Below are 19,138 nucleotides of genomic sequence, written 5' to 3'. Positions count from 1 at the left end.
ACCGCCACCCAGCACCGACAACCCGTGTTAGCCGCTGGTCAAGCGCGCTAAGTTTGTCTGCAGGGAGAGGCGGTCCTCCACCCCGAGGAGGAGGAACTGAGATGTCGGTGAACAGGTCGTGAACACCGTCGATGGAGCAGCATGAGTGCGGGCAACATCGACTCCGTGCTAGCGCTGGTTGACGAGGTGCGCTTCGCGTTCCAGCCGTTGATCAACATCAAGACCGGGGCCATCGTCGCGATAGAGGCGCTGGCCCGGCCGGTTGGGACGAACGTCCAGGAGCTGTTCCGGGAGGCTGCCCGGCAACGGCGGCTGACCGAGCTGGACGTGGAACTGGCCAACGCGGCGCTGACGGCTGCCGCCGAACACGAATCCCTGCTGCCGCTGCACCTCAACATCTTCGGCGGCACCGTCACCCACGATCTGCAGCGGCTGGACCTGGTGCGCGAGCGGCTGCGCGAGATCGGCCGCCGCGAGCAGGAGGTGACGCTGGAGATCGGTCCGCCGTTCGCCCGGCTGAACACCGACGACCTGCTGGTCGGGGTGGACAAGCTGCGCGCCGACGGGTTCCAGATCGCGCTGGACGGCGTCGGCGAGGGCGATGTGCCGCTGGCGCTGATCGCCGACATCGGCCCGGCCGTGGTCAAGCTGGACCGCGAGGTGGTCCAGCAGCTGCCGGAGAGCCCGGCGCGGGTCGCGCTGGTCGAGTCGGTGCGGCACCTGTGCGAGGCCACCGACAGCCAGCTGGTCGCCGAGGGCGTGGAGAACGAGCGCCAGCTGACCACCTTGCGCCGCAACGGGATCCGCCTGGTGCAGGGCAACCTGCTGGCTCCCGCGGCGCGACGGCCGCCGACGGCCAGCAGCGTGCCGGGTGTGGCGGCCGAGGTGACCGACCCGCACGGTCCGCCGATCAGCTCGCTGGCCAGCGGACCGCGGGTGACGGAGTTCCTGTCCCCGGCCACGATCCTGCCCACCGACGTCACCGCGGACAAGGTGCGCGGCGTGCTGGCCGACCACCCGGAGATCAGCGGTGTGGTGCTGGTCGACGAGGGCAACCGCCCGCAGTGGACCATCGAGCGCAACCGGTTCCTGCTCGCGGTGACCGGCCCGTACGGCCACGCGCTGCACGCCAAGCGGCCCGCATCGCGGCTGGCCGACGAACCGCGGGTGGTGACCACGGCGACCACCGCGATGGAGGCGCTGAGTATGGTCACCCGCTCCGACCAGTACCGGATGTACGACGACGCGATCGTGGTCGACGAGTCGGGCCGCTGCCTGGGCGCGGTGCGCGCCGGCGACCTGATCCGCGGCATGGCGGAGCTGAAGGTGGAGGAGGCGGCGGCGCTGAACCCGCTGACCCGGCTGCCGGGCAGCGACGCGATCGCCCGCGACGTCACCCGCCGCATCGCCGCGGGCGAGGTCTTCGCGGTGAGCTGGCTGGACATCGACGGGTTCAAGACGGTCAACGACACGGCGGGCTTCTCGGCGGGCGATGACCTGATCCGCGCCATCGGCCGGAGCCTGACCGATGCGGCCACCGCGCTGAGCTCGGTGCAGGTCGGCCACGTCGGCGGGGACGACTTCCTGCTGGTGGCGGACCTCGATGACCTGGTGTCGCTGGCCGAGCTGGTGCTCAATCCGGAGCGCACGGCCGGCGGCGTGGCGGTGACCTTGTCGCTGGCGACGCTGGTGTGCACGCCGAGCACCGTCGACGGCTACGACGACGCCTCCCGCCGGCTGGCGCCGCTGAAGAAGCACGCCAAGTCATTGGCCGGGTCGAGCTGGGTGATGTCCCGCCCCGGCTCGGACCGCATCGAAGTGCTGCGCGGGGCGCAGCAACCGCCCGGTTCCTGAGCCTCCGGCGGGCAGATCACTCACGCGGACGATTGCCGCGACCCACCGCGCTCGCCCTAGGCTGGTGTTCGAACGAGGTTTGACAACGTTGTCAAAGCCGTGGGAGGACACGTGCCAGGACATCGCCGTCGGCTCGCCACTACCGCAGCGCTGCTGTTGACCGCGCTCACCGCCACGCAGATACCCGCCGTCGCGCAACCCACCGACCCGGTTCGCGCGGTGAACACCTTCATCGGCACCAAGGACGAGGGCAACACGTTCCCCGGCGCCTCCGCGCCGTTCGGCATGACCCAGGTCAGCCCGATCGGCACGCACTACGCGGGATGGCGCTACGACGACACCCGGATCAAGGGCTTCGGCCACTTCTTCCTCTCCGGAGCGGGCTGCTGGGAGCAGGGCGGGCTGATCTCGACGCTGCCCACGACCGGCAGCATCGGCGCCGGTGAGGGGCACGACTTCGACATCGACGAGCCGTCCACGTTCGACCAGGAGCAGTACGCGGCCGCCTACACCCACGACGGCGAGATCGGCGACGCCGGCTACTACCGCACCCGCCTGACCGACTACGGCGGCATCGACGTGGAGGCCACCGCCGACACGCGCGCCGGCGTCGAGCGCTACACCTTCGACGACGGCCCGGCGCACGTGTTCCTCAACGTCGGGCAGGCCAACGAGCGCAACCCGGTCAAGGCCAGCGGGCTGGAGGTGGTGGACGATCGGACGGTCCGGGGCTGGGTGCGCAGCAAGGGCTTCTGCGGCGGGCAGGACTACACGCTGTGGTTCACCACCCGCTTCGACGAGCCCGTCGAGTCCTTCGGCACCTGGCAGCCCGACGGCGGCCGCTTCGACCGCCGCTCGGTCTCCGGCGGCGAAGGCCTGCGCGGCGCGTGGCTGACCTTCGCCAGCGACCAGGTCACCGCGACCACCTCGATCTCCTATGTGGACGCAGCGGGCGCGGACGCGAACCTGGACGCCGAGGGCGACGACTTCGACGAGGTCCGCGAGCGGACCCAGGACCGCTGGCGCCGCGAGCTGCACCGGATCGAAGTGACCGGCGGAACTCCCGACGACACAGCGGTCTTCTACACCTCGCTGTACCACGTGCTGCTGCAACCGTCGACGGCCACCGACGCCGACGGGCGCTACCGCGGGTTCGACGACGCGGTCCACCGCGCCGACGACTGGACGTACTACCAGTTCTTCTCGCTGTGGGACACCTACCGAACGCAGAACCAGCTGCTGGCGCTGCTGGTCCCGGAGCGCGCCAAGGACATCGCGCGCAGCGTGCTGGCGATCGACGAGCAGGGCGGCTGGCTGCCGCGCTGGGCCTACGCGAACTTCGAGACGAACACCATGACCGGAGACCCGGTCACGCCGTTCCTGGTGGACCTGTGGCGTTTCGGCGCGCTGGAGGGCCGCGAGCAGCAGGCCTACGAAGCGTTGCGGCGCAACGCCAACGAGATCCCGCCGGCCGACTCCCAGTTCGAGGGCCGCGCGGGCAACGACTCCTACCTGTCGCGGGGATTCGTGCAGTACGACCCGGACTTCCCGAAGAAGGGCCAGGACGTCGACCCGGCACACGGCGGATCGGCGACGATGGAGTACGCGCTGGCCGACTGCTCGCTGTCCCTGCTGGCCGGTTCCCTGGGGCACCCCGGCGACGCCGCGCAGCTGGCCGAACGCGGGCGGAACTGGCGCCACGTCTGGGATCCCTCGGTGCACGACCCGGAACGCGGCTTCACCGGCTTCCCGCGCCCGAAGAACGCCGACGGAACCTGGTTCGAACCCTACGAACCCATCTCCGACAAGGGCTTCCACGAAGGAACGGCCTGGCAGTACCAGTGGCTGACCCAGCAGGACGTGCCCGGCCTCCTCGGCGCGGTCGGCGGCCCCGACCAGGCCGAGAAGCGCCTGGACACGTTCTTCGCCCACGACCAGCTGGTCCAGGACCCGGCCCGCACGGCCCGCGAGGAGTGGGTGATCGACCCGTACGACTACTACGGCCAGTTCCGCTACAACCCGAACAACGAACCCGACCTGCACGCCCCGTGGATGTACTCGCTGATCGGCCGACCGTCGAAGACATCGGCGGTGGTCCGAGCCCAGCAAACGCTGTTCACCAACGCCCCCGACGGAGTCACCGGAAACGACGACCTGGGCACGATGTCGGCCTGGTACGTCTTCAGCGCCCTCGGCCTGTACCCCACGACACCGGGAACCGGCGAGTTCGTCCTGAACGCCCCGAGGTTCCCGAAAGCAGTGGTCGAGATCCCCGGCGGAACCCCGCTGACGATCACGGCCCCGAACGCACGAGGAGCGAAACTCCAGTACGTGGACGAAGTCCGCGTGGCGAACACCCCGAAGCACGAGGTCTGGATCGACCTGGAAGGAGTCCGCACGAGCGGCACCATCGACCACCGCCTGTCCGACACCCCCACCACCTGGGGAACCAACCCGAACGCAACCCCCACCTCCCCCTGCGCAGCGGGCTGATCGTCAGTTCCGGCGCAGGGTCCTGCTGGCCGCCGCGATGATCGCGGTGGCCAGCACCCAACCGGAAACCATCAGCACCCACATGACGGCCTTGGAGAGCCCGACCACATCCCATGCCTTCTCATGGCCGAGGTCCAGAAGTGGGATGAGCAGATCCAAGGCGTACAAGAACGGGTCCCAAACCGGGTGCTCCCCCGTCTTGACCGGGCACGGTCCGGGATCGAGCGTGCCGGGGCGATGACACGGCCCGCTGCCCAGAGCGAATGCGGCGCCACCGAGTCCCCAGAGAAGCAAGAACAACACCACCGCCCGTGACGAGCGGTAGCCGTATCCGAGCACTGAATCCTGCAGGAACCCCCACCCACGACGGAACGCATACCTGAACCGATGGCGGACCGATCGCGTGCCGCGCAGTCCTAATGGCACTTCCCGGTACGAGCGCCTCGTGGCCGCCAAGCGGACCGTACGCGCCCCGTCCTTGTCCCCAGCCGCGATCAGACAGTTCGCCAACTGCTCGTATGGCCCAGGCACGAACTTCGGTGTAGCGAGCTTGAGCCAAGAAAGGCGCTCCGACAGTCCAACTTCGGTGCTGAGACGCCCGTATCCGAAGCCGGCCAGGTCGATCTCGTGCCCCCGTGGCCACGACGTCGCTCGATCCACCAGCAAACCGACCTGGGCATTGGCCAGACATACCGCCCCGCCCGGCATAGTCGCCGGCAACAGTCGGAGCACGCTGGCCTGGAGCCGTGTGGCATCGAGCGCGCACCCGTTCCTACCGTCGAGCTGTACGTCGTCGAGTCGTGCGTCCTGGCCGATCACTGCGTCCGCCAGGATGACCTTGTCCGCGAAGGAACTCCCCGTCATGTTCAACTGGCGACCGATCTTCGTTCCGGTGAGGTCGAGAGCGAACGATCCTGCTTCCTCCAGATCAAGTCTTCGCACACCGCCGGCGACCGTGGCCGACGTGATGCGCAGGAAATGTCCAATCTCGGAAGACGACAGCACAACGCCGCCGGCCGCGGCCAGCTCTGAAAGAACCATGGTGTCCACCGTCAGGTTCGAGCCGCTGAGCACGAGCGCTCCCGGGGCCTCCAGCTTCGCGCCGTGGAACGTGATGTGCGGTACGACCAGATTGACCAACCGCACCTCACCTGAGCAGCGAAAACCTTTGCCTGCGTGAAGGCGGCCGCGGATAGTCGTATCGGAGAGGTCCACTGCCGACACGAGAGGGTCGACCGAGGAATGCCCCTTGTCATCACCGGCTGCGGACTGGCCACCGCTTCCCGACACTTCCAAATCGGTGAGCCTCAGGTCGCCGGACACTTCGCTGGTTGTGATTCGTAGAGCAGTGCCACCCGGATCTGTCAACTTCCCATTGCAGACTGCCACGAAACCGCTGACGGTACTGCTCGAAAGACTGAAGGACGTTCCATCGATGCCGTCCAGCATTACGTCCCCGCTGATGGTGCAGGTCGCAACGCGGACCTCCCCAGAAAGCCGCGACGCATCTTCCAGGCGGAAACCGGCGCCGAATGATGCGGAAACAGCATTGATCACACGTCCGTCACGTCCGTTCAGCAGCCCGCCCCGGATCCTGAAGAGGCCACCCACGCGCGTACCGACGAGGTTGATCACACCGTCGAGTTGAACAGGATCGGTCGCGTCGATCCCACCAGCGATGTCCGCCCAGTCCAATGCGATCGCCACTCCCGAAGCCGCATGGGGGTCGCTTATCGCCGCTCGATCCAGCCGGAGCTGCCCAGAAACCGAGGCATGCCGGCAGTCCAGAACACCCCGGCAGGAGAAGTTCCCGCGCAACAAGGCAGAGCCGCGAATCTCCGCACCGCTGAAGTCGATCGCACAAGCACCCGGGTGATTGTGCTGCGCGCCCTGCAAATTCAGATCACCGCCGAGCCGCGCACCGGCAAAATGCACTTTCCCGGTGAATCTGGCTAACCGCGCGTCCATGCCCAAAGCCATGCTGGCTGCCTCGCCATCGACTGCGGCACCATCCGGGTGGGCAATACTCGCCTGTTCCAGCAGGAGACGTCTGCTCACCATCGCACCCGGAAGATGAAGTGCTCCGCGCAGATCAGCGTTCTTGGCGATCAGATCACCATCGATCTGCGCGGCCATGAGGTTCACAGCGATCCCGTTGTTGCTGACCTGGCTACCTGTCAGATCCAGATCTCCACCGATGCGTGAACCTTCGAGATCGATATAGGCAGCCTTGCGCAGCCCGCGGAGCCACAGCGGTCCTTCACAGCGAACGCGCGATGCCCGGACAGCGCCGACCTTGCAGTTCTCCAGGTGTATCCGCAGCGTACTGGCATCTTTGAGCAGCAGATCACCATCGAACTCGCACTCCCGGAAGACCATCGGCACAGACACCGAACAGTCGGACAGGTCGAGGTCTCCGACGATCCGAGCACCGACCAGTTCCAAAGCCGGGCCTCGGCCTCCCTCCGGGGAGGTGACTACGAGCTGGCTGATGAACGATGCCCGTACGGCCTGGTCACCGGCCAGCAAAACCGGCTCACGGTGCTCGAACGATCTGCGGAGCAAAGTCTCGACGGATGAAACTTCTGCTTCCGAGAGATCTCTCAACCTCGTACCCCCACCCAAGATCAGCTGCCCGGCGAACCTAGCGCAGTGCGGGAAGCACTGGAGCCGGTTTGTCGTGACTCAACGGACGGCCAACAATGCGTGCTGGTCAACCGGCAATGCTCAACCGGCCCGAAGCCGATCGATCAACTGCAACCGCTAGAACCCGCACGGCTGGCGGAACCACCGGTTCCGCCAGCCACGAGCGATCGAGCAGGGTCACGGGATGTTCGGGGCTGGACCCAGGGTGTTGAGGGCTGCGACGATCGTTCGTTCTTCGTACCTGAAGTGGGCTTCGAGTTCGCTGGTCATGGTTTCGAGGCGGCTCTTCAGGTGCGCCGGGTCGCTCTTGCCGGGTTCGTACTCGTCCACGAGCCGGCGGATCTCTTCCTGCAGGCGCGCGACGAGCTCGTGCTCCTGGCCCAGCTTCTCCAGCGCTGGGGCGAGTTCCGGGAACTGCTGCGCGAGCATCGGGAAGGCACCTCGATCCTCGCCGGTGTGGTGCTGCTTCAACGCGGAGCAGAACTCGGTGCAGTGCGTGCGCAGCTGTTGGGCCAGGTCCGGCTTGGCACGTTCGAGACCCGAGCAACTCGCATCGCCTTCGATGATCTCGTCCACTTGGCGGTGGAGTTCCGCGAGCTCGGCGCGCAGCCAATCGTGGGCTTCCACCAGGAAATCGCCGAGACCGCGGACTCGCTCCTCTCCTGCCGAATCCTGGGCCGCTACCTGGTCCTGCTCGATCCGGTGGAGGGTCACCACCGGGAGCACTCTCGTCGTCTTGCGCTGGTAGTCGCGCATTCCCTCGTCCCGCGCTGCTACCGCGGCGAAGAGCTCATCGCGGCGCTCGCCGGTCTCGATGGTCGCCACCGCGTCGTAGGTCTCGGTGCCCGTCTCCACCGTGACCTGCGGGTTCTTGCGGATGTTGTGGTACCAGGCCGGGTTCTTCGGTCCGCCCATCACCGAGGCCACGACCAACGGTTGACCGTCGATCTCGAAGTAGCCCAGCGGCGTCTCCCGGCGTTCGCCGGTGCGCGCTCCGGTCGTCGTCAGCACGCACACCGACCAGCCCTCCATCCAGCCGGTGAGCTTTCCGCCGTTCTCGCGGAACTCCGCTATCACCTGGCGGTTGAAGGCGTGGACGTCGAAGTTCTCGGATTCTCGCTCTGTCAATGCAGTCCTTCTGGATCTCGATCGATCGGAGGGTTCGGCATCGAGGTGCGGACACGCGGAAGAGCCCCGCTGGCCAGGGACGCAGAGGCAGGCACGTTGGACCGCTGATCGCAGTTCGACGAAACCAGGTGCGAGACACGTCGAATCGTGTCGCAACTCGATGGTGGCTTTAGAAGCCGCTACCTCCATGCGTAGGCCCATCCGGGGCTCATGGGGAGGCTAGCAAGGGGTTCCGTCGGCGCGCAAGGGCGGTGGTCGTGGCCTGTCGGGGCTGTGGTTGGGACTTTTTGGGTTCTGTTGTCCTTGGGCCATCCCCGTGATTTGGGGGATTGTGGGGGCTGCGGTCCGGATGTCAAGCCCGGCCTTCGGCCGCCCCTTCGGGGTTTCAGGCTTGACATCCGGACCGCAGCCCCGTTTTGGCTTTATGTCACGGGGATGGCCCGGTGTGGGATCGGCTTTGCTTTTGCGTGGGGGGCGGGTTTGTTTGGGGTTGGGGCTTATTCGGGTCCGTTGTTGGTTGTTGTGATGCGAGGGGTCGTGCGCATCGGGGCGGTGCGGCCGGCTGCGGTTGGTTCTTGTTGCGCTGCAGTGTTTTTCGACGATCCAGCGCTGGCCGCCTTGGCGTTCCGGGCACCGCATCTTCCTTGGGGGCGATCTCGCCTCTGCTGTGCGGCTGGTGAGCCACGCACGGAACCTGAATAGCTTTCGAATAGAGGCGGATGGCAGCCGGTTGCCGCAAATCGGCCGCCCGTCCTGTCGAAGTTTGCGGAAACCACCACGCAGGAAGAACTTTCACCTTCAGCCCGCCTTTTGCCGCGTGTTGATCACCTGATCGAGCGACCTTAATTCGATCGAAATCCAGTTCGACAGTTGAGATAATTGAGTCATGACACCGCTGATGACCACCTTCACCGCGACTTCCGGCGCAGGCGCCGGAATGGTTGCGGCCACGACCGGGCCTGGGGCCGCGGTCGCCGAGTCGTGGGCGGAGTCATCTCGGGCGACTTCGTACACCGATGCTGAACTTACCGGGCGGATCGCGGAGATCGAGCGTGTCATCCGGCAGGCGAGGATGGAGCAGCTGGAACTCATCGCCGAGGCCGACCGGCGCCGCTTGTTCGCCGAGCAGAGCGCGCGGTCCACCCAGGCATGGCTGCAGAACCTGCTCCGCATCGACTCGCGCGAGGCCAAGGCGCGCCTCCAGGTCGCCGCTGACGTGACCACGTCGCCGGACGCCCACGACGGTTCGACGACCGAACTGCCCGCCACCGCGCAGACCTTGTCCGAAGGAGTGTTGGGCCTCGAACACGCGACGATCATCAGGAGGTGCGTCCGGGCCCTGCCCGAGTCCGCCAAGCAACGGGCCGGCGAGGTCGAGGCACTGCTCGCGGCGAACGCACGTCGAATGTGCCCGCGCGACCTGGCGAAGCTGGCGGAAAGGATCACGTACACGCTCGACAAGGACGGAGCCCTGCAGGAAGAACGCGCACAGCACGAGGCGCGAGAACTGCATTACGCGACCGCACGCGACGGCATGCTCGTCATCAAAGCGCGCCTGGACCGCGAGACCGGGGCGAAGTTCGTGGCAGCCCTCCGCCCGCTGGCCGCGCCGCGCCCGGAGACCGACGGGGAGAAGGATCCCCGCACGGTCGGACAGCGCAACGCCGACGGATTCGCGGCGATGGTCGACCTGGTCCTCGACTCCGACCAGATGCCGCGCACCGGCGGCCAGCGCCCCCACCTGACCGTCACCATCGACTTCGACGACCTCAAGCAGCGCCTGACGAACGGCACGCCCGGCACCCTGACCGCCACCGAGCAGTCCATCACCGCCGAGAACGTCCGCCGCATCGCCTGCGACTGCGAGGTCCTGCCGATGGTCCTCAACGGCGACAGCCTCCCCCTCGACGTGGGCACCACTCAGCGCACGGCCCCCACCCACATCCGAGCCGCGCTCCTCCAGCGCGACGGCGTCTGCGCGTTCCCGGACTGCGACCGACCGCCGGGCACTCCGCAGGCGCACCACATCAAGCACTGGATCGACGGCGGTCCCACCGAGCTCAACAACATGGTGATGCTCTGCCCGCACCACCACCGGAGGATCCACGACCAGCACTGGACGATCACCCTGCACCAAGGACGCCCGATGTTCACCCCGCCATCCAGTGTGGACAAATCAAGAAAACCGAAACCCGGCGGCAAAGCCAGACCCGCCGCCTACCGGGAAACCCTCCAGGGACTCATCCCCACCCCAAGAACCCCGGAGGGCACCCCATGACGCCCAAGTACGAGAACCGGACACAACACCATCCACCAACCGACACCCACGAACCCGATCAAGACCCGCACCACACCGCCAGGCACCCAAAACCCAGACCGAGCCCGAAAGCAAACCCGGGAACCGTCCCAGCCCAAGGCCAACCGCAACCACCAAGAGCCCACGACCCATCACCAAAAGCCCGTCCCACCAACCAAGAGACCAGCACCCCACCGAACCACCCGCCGAACCACCACCCCCACCCCAACCAAGCCACAGCTCCCCCACCCCGCCGAACCGGAAACCAAAGAACAGAAGAAGGGACATGCCCGATGCGCGGAACCACCCACAACGGAACCAAGATCAGCCCCACCAGCCCCGAAACCGCAGTCCAGCACCCCAAGAACGGCCGATCCCACACCGGGCCATCCCCGTGACATAAAGCCAAACAGGGGCTGCGGGCCGGATGTCAAGCCTGTCAACCCCGAAGGGGCGGCCGCCAGGCCGGGCTTGACATCCGGACCGCAGCCCCCACAATCCCCCAAATCACGGGGATGGCCCAAGGACAACAGAACCCAAAAAGTCCCAACCAAGCCCCGACAGGCCACGATCAGCGCCCGACGGAGACGAAGCACCACGGCACCTTGACAACTACACAGTGGCAAAAGAAAAGGGGCACCGAGCAACAAGCCCAGCACCCCTGATCAAAAGACCGAGAGATCGGAAGATCACACGGTGAACCCGAGAGCACGCAACTGCTCGCGGCCTTCCTCGGTGATCTTCTCCGGCCCCCACGGCGGCATCCACACCCAGTTGATGCGGAAGTCCTTCACCAGACCACCACCGGGCCCACCGGTCAGCGCAGCCCGCGCCTGGTCCTCGATGACATCGGTCAGCGGGCAGGCCGCCGAGGTCAACGTCATGTCGACGGTGGCGGTGTTGTCCTGCTCGACCCGGATGTCGTACACCAGGCCGAGATCGACGACGTTGATCCCCAGCTCGGGGTCCACGACGTCGCGCATCGCCTCCTCGACGTCCTCCAGCGCGGCGATCTCCGCGGAGGGCCCGGCCTGCTCCGGCAGTGCCTCGGAGGTCCGCTCCACGTCGGTTTCCTGCTGCACCGGGGCTTGCTCGCTCATGAAGCCTCCTCGACAACTACGCGGGACACCGCGTCCTTGAAAGCCATCCAACCCAGCAGCGCGCACTTCACGCGCATCGGGTACTTCGCCACGCCTGCGAACGCGATGCCGTCTTCCAGCACGTCCTCGTCAGGTTCCACCTTGCCGCGGCCGTGCATCAGCTCGCTGAACGCCGCTTCGGTGACCATCGCCTCCTTCAGCGGCCTGCCGACCACCAGGTCGGTCAGCACCGACACGGAGGCCTGGCTGATCGAACAGCCCTGCCCCGCGTAGGACACGTCCTCCACGATCGCGTCCTCGTCGGTGCCGGTCAACCGCACCCGAAGGGTGACCTCGTCGCCGCAGGTGGGGTTCACCTGGAACGACTCGGCGTCGAAGGGGTCCCGCAGCCCGTGGCGGTGCGGGTTGCGGTAGTGGTCCAGGATGATCTCCTGGTACATCTGCTCCAGCTGCATGAAGAATCCCCGGCAGGGTCCGGGTCAAGCCACCCCGAAGAAGCGCTGCGCCTCGCGCACCGCTTCCACCAACGCCTTGACCTCGTCCAGTTCGTTGTACAAGTAGAAGGACGCCCGCACGGTCGCCGGAATTCCCAACCTCCGGTGCAGCGGCCAAGCGCAGTGGTGCCCGACGCGAACCTCGACGCCCTGGTCGTCCAGCACCTGACCGGCATCGTGCGGGTGCACTCCGTCGACGGTGAACGCCACCGTGCCACCGCGGTTCTCGGTGCTGGTGGGGCCGATGATGCGCACGCCGTCGACAGCCGACAGCTCGCGCAGCGCCAGCTCGGTCAGCTGGCGCTCGTGGGCCTCCACGCGGTCCATGCCGAGCGCGTTCAGGTAGTCCACCGCCGCACCCAGGCCGATGGCCTGCGAGGTCATCGGCACACCGGCCTCGAACCGCTGCGGCGGCGCGGCGAACGTGGACCGCTCCATGTGCACCAGTTCGATCATCGAACCGCCGGTGATGAACGGCGGCATCGCCGCCAGCAGTTCACGCCGGCCGTAGAGCACCCCGATGCCCGACGGGCCGAGCATCTTGTGCCCGGAGAACACCGCGAAGTCCACGCCGAGCGCCTTGAAGTCCACCGGCTTGTGCGGCACCGACTGGCAGGCGTCGAGCACCACCAGCGCACCGACCTCGTGGGCCCGCTCGACGATCTGCTCCGTCGGGTTCACCGTGCCCAGCACGTTGGACTGGTGGGTGAAGGCCACCACCTTGGTCCGCTCGGTGATCACGCTGCCCACATCGGACAGGTCGAGCCGCCCCTCGTCGGTGACGCCGAACCAGCGCAGCGTCGCACCGGTGCGCTCGCACACCTGCTGCCACGGCACCAGGTTCGCGTGGTGCTCCATTTCGGTCACCACGACCTCGTCGCCCGGGCCGAGGCGGAAGCGCTCGGCTTCCGCCCCGGCCGTCGCGGCGTTGCTCATCGCGTAGGCGACCAGGTTGACGCCCTCGGTGGCGTTCTTGGCGAACACCACCTCGTCGACGTCAACCCCCACGAACTGGGCGATCCGTTCTCGGGCGCTCTCGTAAGCGTCCGTGGCCTCCTCGGCGAGTTGGTGCGCGCCGCGGTGCACAGCCGCGTTGGAGTGCTCCAGGAAGGAACGCTCCGCGTCGAGCACCTGGCGCGGCCGTTGCGAGGTCGCCCCGGAATCGAGGTACACCAGACGTCGCCCGTCGCGGATGGTGCGTCCCAGGATCGGGAAGTCCGCGCGGATCGCCGCCACGTCCAACGGCGTGCTCGCACCCTCGGTGCGAGGAGGCTGAACGGTCATGACTGGGCTGCCGCCTCCTTCTTGCCGGTGAAGCGCACGTAACCGTTGGCCTCCAGCTCGTCGGCCAGCTCGGCACCACCGGACTCCACGACCTTGCCGTCGGCGAAGACGTGCACGTAGTCCGGGGTGATGTGCTTCAGAATCCGGGTGTAGTGCGTGATCAGCAGGACGCCCTTGCCACCCTTGGCGTGGTAGCGGTTGACGCCCTCGGAAACCACCCGCAGCGCGTCGACGTCCAGACCGGAGTCGGTCTCGTCCAGGATCGCGAACTTCGGGTCCAGCAGGTCCAGCTGCAGGATCTCGTGGCGCTTCTTCTCACCACCGGAGAAGCCCTCGTTCACGCTGCGCTCGGCGAACGACGGGTCGATGTCCAGGTCCGACATGGCCTGCTTGACTTCCTTGACCCACTTGCGGATCTGCGGCGCCTCGCCGCGGACCGCGGTCGCAGCGGTGCGCAGGAAGTTCGACATCGACACGCCCGGCACCTCGACCGGGTACTGCATGGCGAGGAACAGACCCGCGCGGGCCCGCTCGTCGACGCTCATCTCCAGGACGTCCTCGCCGTCCAGCAGCACCGTGCCGGAGTCGATCTGGTACTTCGGGTGGCCGGCGATGGCGTAGGCCAGCGTCGACTTGCCGGAACCGTTCGGGCCCATGATCGCGTGGGTCTCGCCCGAGCGGACGGTCAGGTTGACGCCGTTGAGGATCGGCTTCGCGCCTTCCTCGGTGAGGACCGAGCCGTGCAGGTCCTTGATCTCCAGGGTGGCCATTCTTCTTCGTTCTCCTGTTTCAGGCTTGCGGGTCAGGCGCCGACGACGGCGAGTTCGGCCTCGATGGCGGCTTCCAGCCGCTCCCGGACCTCCGGCACGGTGATCTTCTGCAGCAGCTCGCCGAAGAACCCGCGGACCACCAGGCGCCGGGCCTGGTCCTGCGGGATGCCCCGGGCCATCAGGTAGAACAGCTGCTCGTCGTCGAAGCGGCCGGTGGCGCTGGCGTGGCCGGCGCCCTCGATCTCGCCGGTCTCGATCTCCAGGTTCGGCACCGAGTCGGCCCGCGCACCCTCGGTCAGCACCAGGTTGCGGTTGAGCTCGTAGGTGTCGGTGCCCTCGGCCTCGGCCCGGATCAGCACGTCGCCGATCCACACCGAGTGCGCCGAATCGCCCTGCAGCGCGCCCTTGTAGAGCACGTTGCTGCGGCAGTTGGGCACCGCGTGGTCGACGAGCATCCGGTGCTCCAGGTGCTGGCCGGCGTCGGCGAAGTACAGGCCGAGGAGCTCGGCGTCGCCGCCCTTGTCGCCGTAGCACACGGTGGTGTTGACCCGCACCAGGTCACCGCCGAGGGTGACGGCCAGGTGCCGGAACACCGAGTCGCGACCCAGCGTGGCGTGCTCGGAACTGACCTGGGTGGCGTCGTCGGCCCAGTCGTGCACCGACACGACGCGCAGCTGCGCACCGTCGGCGACGACGAACTCGATGTTGTCGCCCAGCGTGCCGGAACCGCGGTAGTCGACGACGACCACGGCTTCGGCGAACTGCTCGGCGCGCACCTGCAGGTGCCCGAACGCGACCTGGCCCTCGCCGGGACCGTGCACCGTGATGGTGATCGGGTCTTCCGGCTTGGTGTCCTTGCCGATGGTGACGACGGTGGCCTCGGTGAACGAGCTCCAGGCCTGCGCGGCGATCCGGTCGGAGGGGATGCCGCCGTCGCCGATCCGCGCGTCGTCGCGGCCCACGGTCTCAACGGCGGCGCCGTCGCCGGCGACCTCCACCTTGATGTTGCCGGTGGCGGTCGCGGTGCCGTTGTGGAGGCCCTTGAGCCGCTTCATCGGCGTGAACCGCCAGTCCTCCTCCCGACCGCCGGGGACCTCGAAGGCCTCGACGTCGTAGGAGGTGAAGCGCGAGCCTCGGGACGACTGCGGGATCCCGGTGCCGCCGCCGTGCGAGTGCTCGCCGAGGCCGTGCTGGGCGTCGGTCTTGGTGGTGCTCGTCATCTCAGCCGACGGCCCCTTCCATCTGCAGCTCGATCAGTCGGTTCAGTTCCAGTGCGTATTCCATCGGCAGCTCGCGGGCGATCGGCTCGACGAAGCCGCGCACGATCACCGCCATCGCCTCGTCCTCGGTCAGACCGCGCTGCATCAGGTAGAACAGCTGGTCATCGCTGACCTTGGACACCGTCGCCTCGTGGCCCATCGACACGTCGTCGACGCGGACGTCCACGTACGGGTAGGTGTCGGAGCGGCTGATGGTGTCGACCAGCAGCGCGTCGCACTTGACGTTGGACGAGGACTGGTGGGCGCGCTTGGCGACCTTCACCAGGCCCCGGTAGGAGGCGCGGCCACCACCGCGGGCGATCGACTTGGACACGATCGTCGAGGAGGTGCGCGGCGCCAGGTGCTCCATCTTCGCGCCCGTGTCCTGGTGCTGGCCCTCGCCGGCGAACGCCACCGAGAGCACTTCGCCCTTGGCGTGCTCGCCCATCAGGAACACCGACGGGTACTTCATGGTGACCTTGGAGCCGAGGTTGCCGTCGACCCACTCCATGGTCGCGCCCTCTTCGGCCTTGGCGCGCTTGGTGACCAGGTTGTAGACGTTGGTCGACCAGTTCTGGATCGTCGTGTAGCGGCAGCGGCCGCCCTTCTTGACGATGATCTCCACGACAGCCGAGTGCAGCGAGTCGCTGGAGTAGATCGGGGCGGTGCAGCCCTCGACGTAGTGCACGTAGGCACCCTCGTCGACGATGATCAGGGTCCGCTCGAACTGGCCCATGTTCTCGGTGTTGATCCGGAAGTAGGCCTGCAGCGGGATGTCCACGTGCACGCCCGGCGGCACGTAGATGAACGAACCGCCCGACCACACCGCGGTGTTCAGCGCGGAGAACTTGTTGTCACCGGCCGGGATGACCGAGCCGAAGTACTCCTTGAACAGCTCCGGGTGTTCCTTCAGAGCGGTGTCGGTGTCCAGGAAGACGACACCCTGCTCCTCGAGGTCCTCGCGGATCTTGTGGTAGACGACCTCCGACTCGTACTGGGCGGCCACACCGGCCACGAGGCGCTGCTTCTCGGCCTCGGGGATGCCCAGCTTGTCGTAGGTGTTCTTGATGTCCTCGGGCAGGTCTTCCCAGGTCTGGGCCTGCTGCTCGGTGGAGCGGACGAAGTACTTGATGTTGTCGAAGTCGATGCCGGAGAGGTCGGCGCCCCAGTTGGGCATCGGCTTGCGGTCGAACAGCCGCAGCGCCTTGAGCCGGTCCTCGAGCATCCACTCGGGCTCGTCCTTCTTCGCCGAGATGTCGCGCACGACGTTCTCGTTGAGGCCACGGCGGGCGCTGGCACCCGCAACGTCCGGGTCGGCCCAGCCGTACTCGTAGCTGCCGACGCTGGCCAGGATCTCGTCCTGGCTCAACTGCTGGTCAGCCGTGGTGGGTGTGCGCTGCTCCGCAGCGGCAGTCATACGGACTCCCCTCCATCAGGAATCGGGGCGGTGTTCGGGTCGGGATCCGCGAACCGCGTGGTCGGCACGTGCGTGGTGCACACCGAATCGCCGTTCGCGATGGTGGCCAGCCGCTGCACGTGGGTGCCGAGTACTTCGGCGAAAGCCGCTGTCTCGGCCTCGCACAGCTGCGGGAAGTCCGCAGCGACGTGCGCCACCGGGCAGTGGTGCTGGCAGAGCTGCTCGCCGCTTCCGACGCTTCGCGTCGAGGCAGCGTAGCCCTCCCTGGTGAGCGCGTCGGCGAGGGCCTCCGCGCGTTCGGCCGGGTCGCCGGCGGCGGCCAGCGCCTCGCGGTGGTTGGCCACCAGAGCGGCCATCCGTCGCTCGGCGAACTCGCGCACCGCCTGCTCACCGGCGTGTTCGGCGATGAACCGCAGCGCCGCCACCGCCAAGTCGTCGTAGGCGTGCCCGAACCGCGCCCGTCCCACCTCGGTGAGCAGGAAGAGCTTGGCCGGCCGGCCACGACCGCGACGACTCCGCGGGGAGGCTTCCCGGGTGTAGGCCTCGCCTTCGGCGACCAGCACGTCGAGGTGCCGGCGCACCGCGGTGGGGCTCAGCCCGAGTTCTTCGGCCACCGCCGCGGCGGTGATCGGTCCCCGTTCCAGCAGCAACCGCGCAACTGTGTGCCGGGTGCGCCCATCGCCGTGCGCACCGTGCTGGGCGGCTTGGCCCGGCTCGGCCGCCGCAGCGGTTGACGTCCCGACTTTTTTCACAACACGAATGTTACCTATTTCAGCTCAGGGCACCAGGCTGCGGGGCGCGCCCGTGAGCTGACTCACGCGATTACGCTTCGTCGTCGTGGCGGCAGGCGAATCGACGAGCAGACGACCAGTGACCGAAGAGGCGGCGGAGCCTCTGGACCGCGGCGAGCGGCGACAGCTCGACGTGGTCCGCCGGTTCGGCACCACCGGCTCGCTGGTGCTCGCCATCGGCTCGATCGGCGCCGGAGCGGCCCCGGTGGACAACCCGCTGTCCGGGGCGCGGCTGATCGGCCTGCCGGTCCGGGTGCCGACGGTGGCGATGGCCTGCTGCTGGCTGGGCATCCTGATGATCGTGGTGGCCTGGCTGTGGCTGGGCCGGCTGTGCTGGCCGGGCCGCGGCCGCATGCTGTCGGTCACCCAGCTGGCCCGCACGCTGGCGATGTGGGCGCTGCCGCTGGCCCTGGCGCCGCCGCTGTTCAGCACCGACATGTACAGCTACCTGGCGCAGAGCGAGGTGGCCGCGCGCGGCTTCAACCCGTACGTGCTGGGCTCGGCCGCCGCGCTGGGCGTGGATCACCCGTTCACCGCGAACGTGCCCAACATCTGGCGCGACACCCCGTCCCCGTACGGCCCGCTGTTCCTGATGTTCGGCCAGGTCATCTCCCGCATCGTGGGCGACAACGTGGTGTTCGGGGTGCTGGTGTGGCGCGCGGTGATGCTGTGCGGCCTGGCCCTGGCGATCTGGGCGATCCCGCGGCTGGCACGGCGCTGCGGCGTGCACCCGGCCGCCGCGCTGTGGCTCGGCGCGGCGAACCCGATCGTGCTGTTCCACGTGGTCAGCGGCATGCACAACGAGGCGCTGATGGTCGGCATCATGCTGGCCGCGATCGAGCTGGGGCTGCGCTACCAGACGGTGCCGGGCACCATCGCCGCCGGCGTGCTGCTGAGCGTGGCCGGGGCGATCAAGCCGCCGGGCTGGATCGCGCTCGGCTTCTTCGGCATCTACCTGGCGCTGCGCAAGGGCGGCAGGTTCCGCGACCTGGTGCAGGTGGCGGCGCTGCTGACGGCGGTGTTCCTGACCACCATGACGGTGATCACGGTGGCCAGCGGCTGGGGGCTGGGCTGGATCGACACCTTCGACGTGCCCAACCGGGTCAAGACGTTCATGGCACCGCTGACCGCGTTCGGCATGACCGGTGGCGGGCTGAGCACGCTGCTGGGGCTGGGCAACCAGACCGACGCGATGCTGGTGATCACCAAGATCGTCGGCTACCTGGTGGTCGCCGTGGTGTGCCTGCAGATGCTGTGGCTGTCCTTCCGCGGCCGCATCGAGCCGCTGGCCGGGCTGGGCATCACCTACCTGACGCTGGCGCTGGCCGTGCCGGTGCTGTGGCCCTGGTACCTGCTGTGGTCGGTGGCGCCGCTGGCGCTGGCGACGAACAACAGCCGGTTCCGGGTCACCGCCGCGGTGATCTGCGCCGCGGTGTCGCTGTTCGTGCCGCCGACCGGGGCCGGATTCCCGCTGCGCGCCTACCAGATCCCGCTGGCCGTCATCGCCGCGGTGATCGCCTTCGCGATCACGCTGTGGCTGGTGCGCGGCAAGGTGCCGCGGCTGCTGCCGACCCGCGGCGGTGTTCGGCCGGTCACGCAATAGGCT

Annotated in this window: 14 protein-coding genes; 4 read left to right on the top strand and 10 right to left on the bottom strand. The window is 67.8% G+C overall.

All coding sequences use genetic code 11. From position 1 onward, the window contains the following. Nucleotides 1–141 precede the first annotated feature (141 nt). Nucleotides 142–1,854 (top strand): GGDEF domain-containing protein, encoded by a 1,713-nt coding sequence (locus ATL45_RS25155; protein WP_093155518.1) that lies wholly within the window; start codon nt 142–144, stop codon nt 1,852–1,854. Nucleotides 1,855–1,965: 111 nt separating this feature from the next. Next, complete coding sequence (locus tag ATL45_RS25150) at nt 1,966–4,347, top strand: GH92 family glycosyl hydrolase (protein WP_093155517.1); 2,382 nt, start codon at nt 1,966–1,968, stop codon at nt 4,345–4,347. 3 nt (nt 4,348–4,350) lie between these two features. Here ATL45_RS25150 and ATL45_RS38505 read toward each other — a convergent pair whose 3' ends face one another. From ATL45_RS38505 to ATL45_RS39040, 3 genes are all read right to left on the bottom strand, one after another. Further along, on the bottom strand, nt 4,351–6,792 hold the full coding sequence (locus ATL45_RS38505) for a hypothetical protein (RefSeq protein ID WP_143121694.1): 2,442 nt from the start codon (nt 6,790–6,792) through the stop codon (nt 4,351–4,353). A 378-nt stretch (nt 6,793–7,170) separates the two neighbouring features. Beyond that, nucleotides 7,171–8,121, bottom strand: coding sequence for a nitroreductase/quinone reductase family protein (locus tag ATL45_RS25140; protein WP_246025529.1), 951 nt, complete (start codon nt 8,119–8,121; stop codon nt 7,171–7,173). Between the two features lie 798 nt (nt 8,122–8,919). Further along, nucleotides 8,920–9,135 carry a hypothetical protein gene (locus ATL45_RS39040; RefSeq protein ID WP_170210115.1) on the bottom strand — a complete coding sequence of 72 codons (216 nt, stop codon included), beginning with the start codon at nt 9,133–9,135 and terminating at the stop codon, nt 8,920–8,922. Here ATL45_RS39040 and ATL45_RS25135 point away from each other — a divergent pair. Further along, nucleotides 9,059–10,399, top strand: a complete 1,341-nt coding sequence (locus tag ATL45_RS25135) for an HNH endonuclease signature motif containing protein (RefSeq protein ID WP_093155707.1) — start codon at nt 9,059–9,061, stop codon at nt 10,397–10,399. The two genes, ATL45_RS39040 and ATL45_RS25135, sit on opposite strands and share 77 nt — an antisense overlap. Nucleotides 10,400–11,106: 707 nt before the next feature. Here the strand turns inward: ATL45_RS25135 and ATL45_RS25130 are convergent. From ATL45_RS25130 to ATL45_RS25100, 7 genes are read right to left on the bottom strand one after another with little or no spacing between them, the layout of a single operon-like run. Continuing rightward, nucleotides 11,107–11,517, bottom strand: a complete 411-nt coding sequence (locus ATL45_RS25130; protein ID WP_093155512.1) for a metal-sulfur cluster assembly factor — start codon at nt 11,515–11,517, stop codon at nt 11,107–11,109. After that, the gene (gene sufU / locus ATL45_RS25125) at nt 11,514–11,972 is read right to left on the bottom strand and encodes a Fe-S cluster assembly sulfur transfer protein SufU (RefSeq protein ID WP_093155510.1); all 459 of its coding nucleotides are present in this window, start codon (nt 11,970–11,972) and stop codon (nt 11,514–11,516) included. The genes ATL45_RS25130 and sufU overlap by 4 nt, the downstream gene beginning before the upstream one ends. A 24-nt stretch (nt 11,973–11,996) precedes the next feature. Then, on the bottom strand, nt 11,997–13,295 hold the full coding sequence (locus ATL45_RS25120; RefSeq protein WP_093155509.1) for a cysteine desulfurase: 1,299 nt from the start codon (nt 13,293–13,295) through the stop codon (nt 11,997–11,999). After that, complete coding sequence (sufC, locus tag ATL45_RS25115) at nt 13,292–14,065, bottom strand: Fe-S cluster assembly ATPase SufC (RefSeq protein ID WP_093155507.1); 774 nt, start codon at nt 14,063–14,065, stop codon at nt 13,292–13,294. The genes ATL45_RS25120 and sufC overlap by 4 nt, the downstream gene beginning before the upstream one ends. Nucleotides 14,066–14,097: 32 nt before the next feature. Then, nucleotides 14,098–15,285, bottom strand: coding sequence for a Fe-S cluster assembly protein SufD (gene sufD, locus ATL45_RS25110; protein WP_093155506.1), 1,188 nt, complete (start codon nt 15,283–15,285; stop codon nt 14,098–14,100). Nucleotide 15,286: 1 nt separating this feature from the next. Further along, the gene (gene sufB / locus ATL45_RS25105; protein ID WP_093155504.1) at nt 15,287–16,741 is read right to left on the bottom strand and encodes a Fe-S cluster assembly protein SufB; all 1,455 of its coding nucleotides are present in this window, start codon (nt 16,739–16,741) and stop codon (nt 15,287–15,289) included. Next, nucleotides 16,738–17,493: a helix-turn-helix transcriptional regulator gene (locus ATL45_RS25100; protein ID WP_093155503.1), complete on the bottom strand. Its 756-nt coding sequence runs from the start codon at nt 17,491–17,493 to the stop codon at nt 16,738–16,740. Before ATL45_RS25100 ends, sufB begins: the two co-directional genes overlap by 4 nt. A 118-nt stretch (nt 17,494–17,611) precedes the next feature. Here ATL45_RS25100 and mptB point away from each other — a divergent pair, with 118 nt between their 5' ends. Next, nucleotides 17,612–19,135 carry a polyprenol phosphomannose-dependent alpha 1,6 mannosyltransferase MptB gene (mptB, locus tag ATL45_RS25095; protein ID WP_246025527.1) on the top strand — a complete coding sequence of 508 codons (1,524 nt, stop codon included), beginning with the start codon at nt 17,612–17,614 and terminating at the stop codon, nt 19,133–19,135. Nucleotides 19,136–19,138 lie beyond the last annotated feature (3 nt).

Source organism: Saccharopolyspora antimicrobica, assembly GCF_003635025.1.
Lineage (GTDB): Bacteria > Actinomycetota > Actinomycetes > Mycobacteriales > Pseudonocardiaceae > Saccharopolyspora > Saccharopolyspora antimicrobica.
The sequence above is the reverse complement of the archived record's forward strand: the minus strand, read 5'-3'. Positions and strand labels throughout refer to the sequence as shown.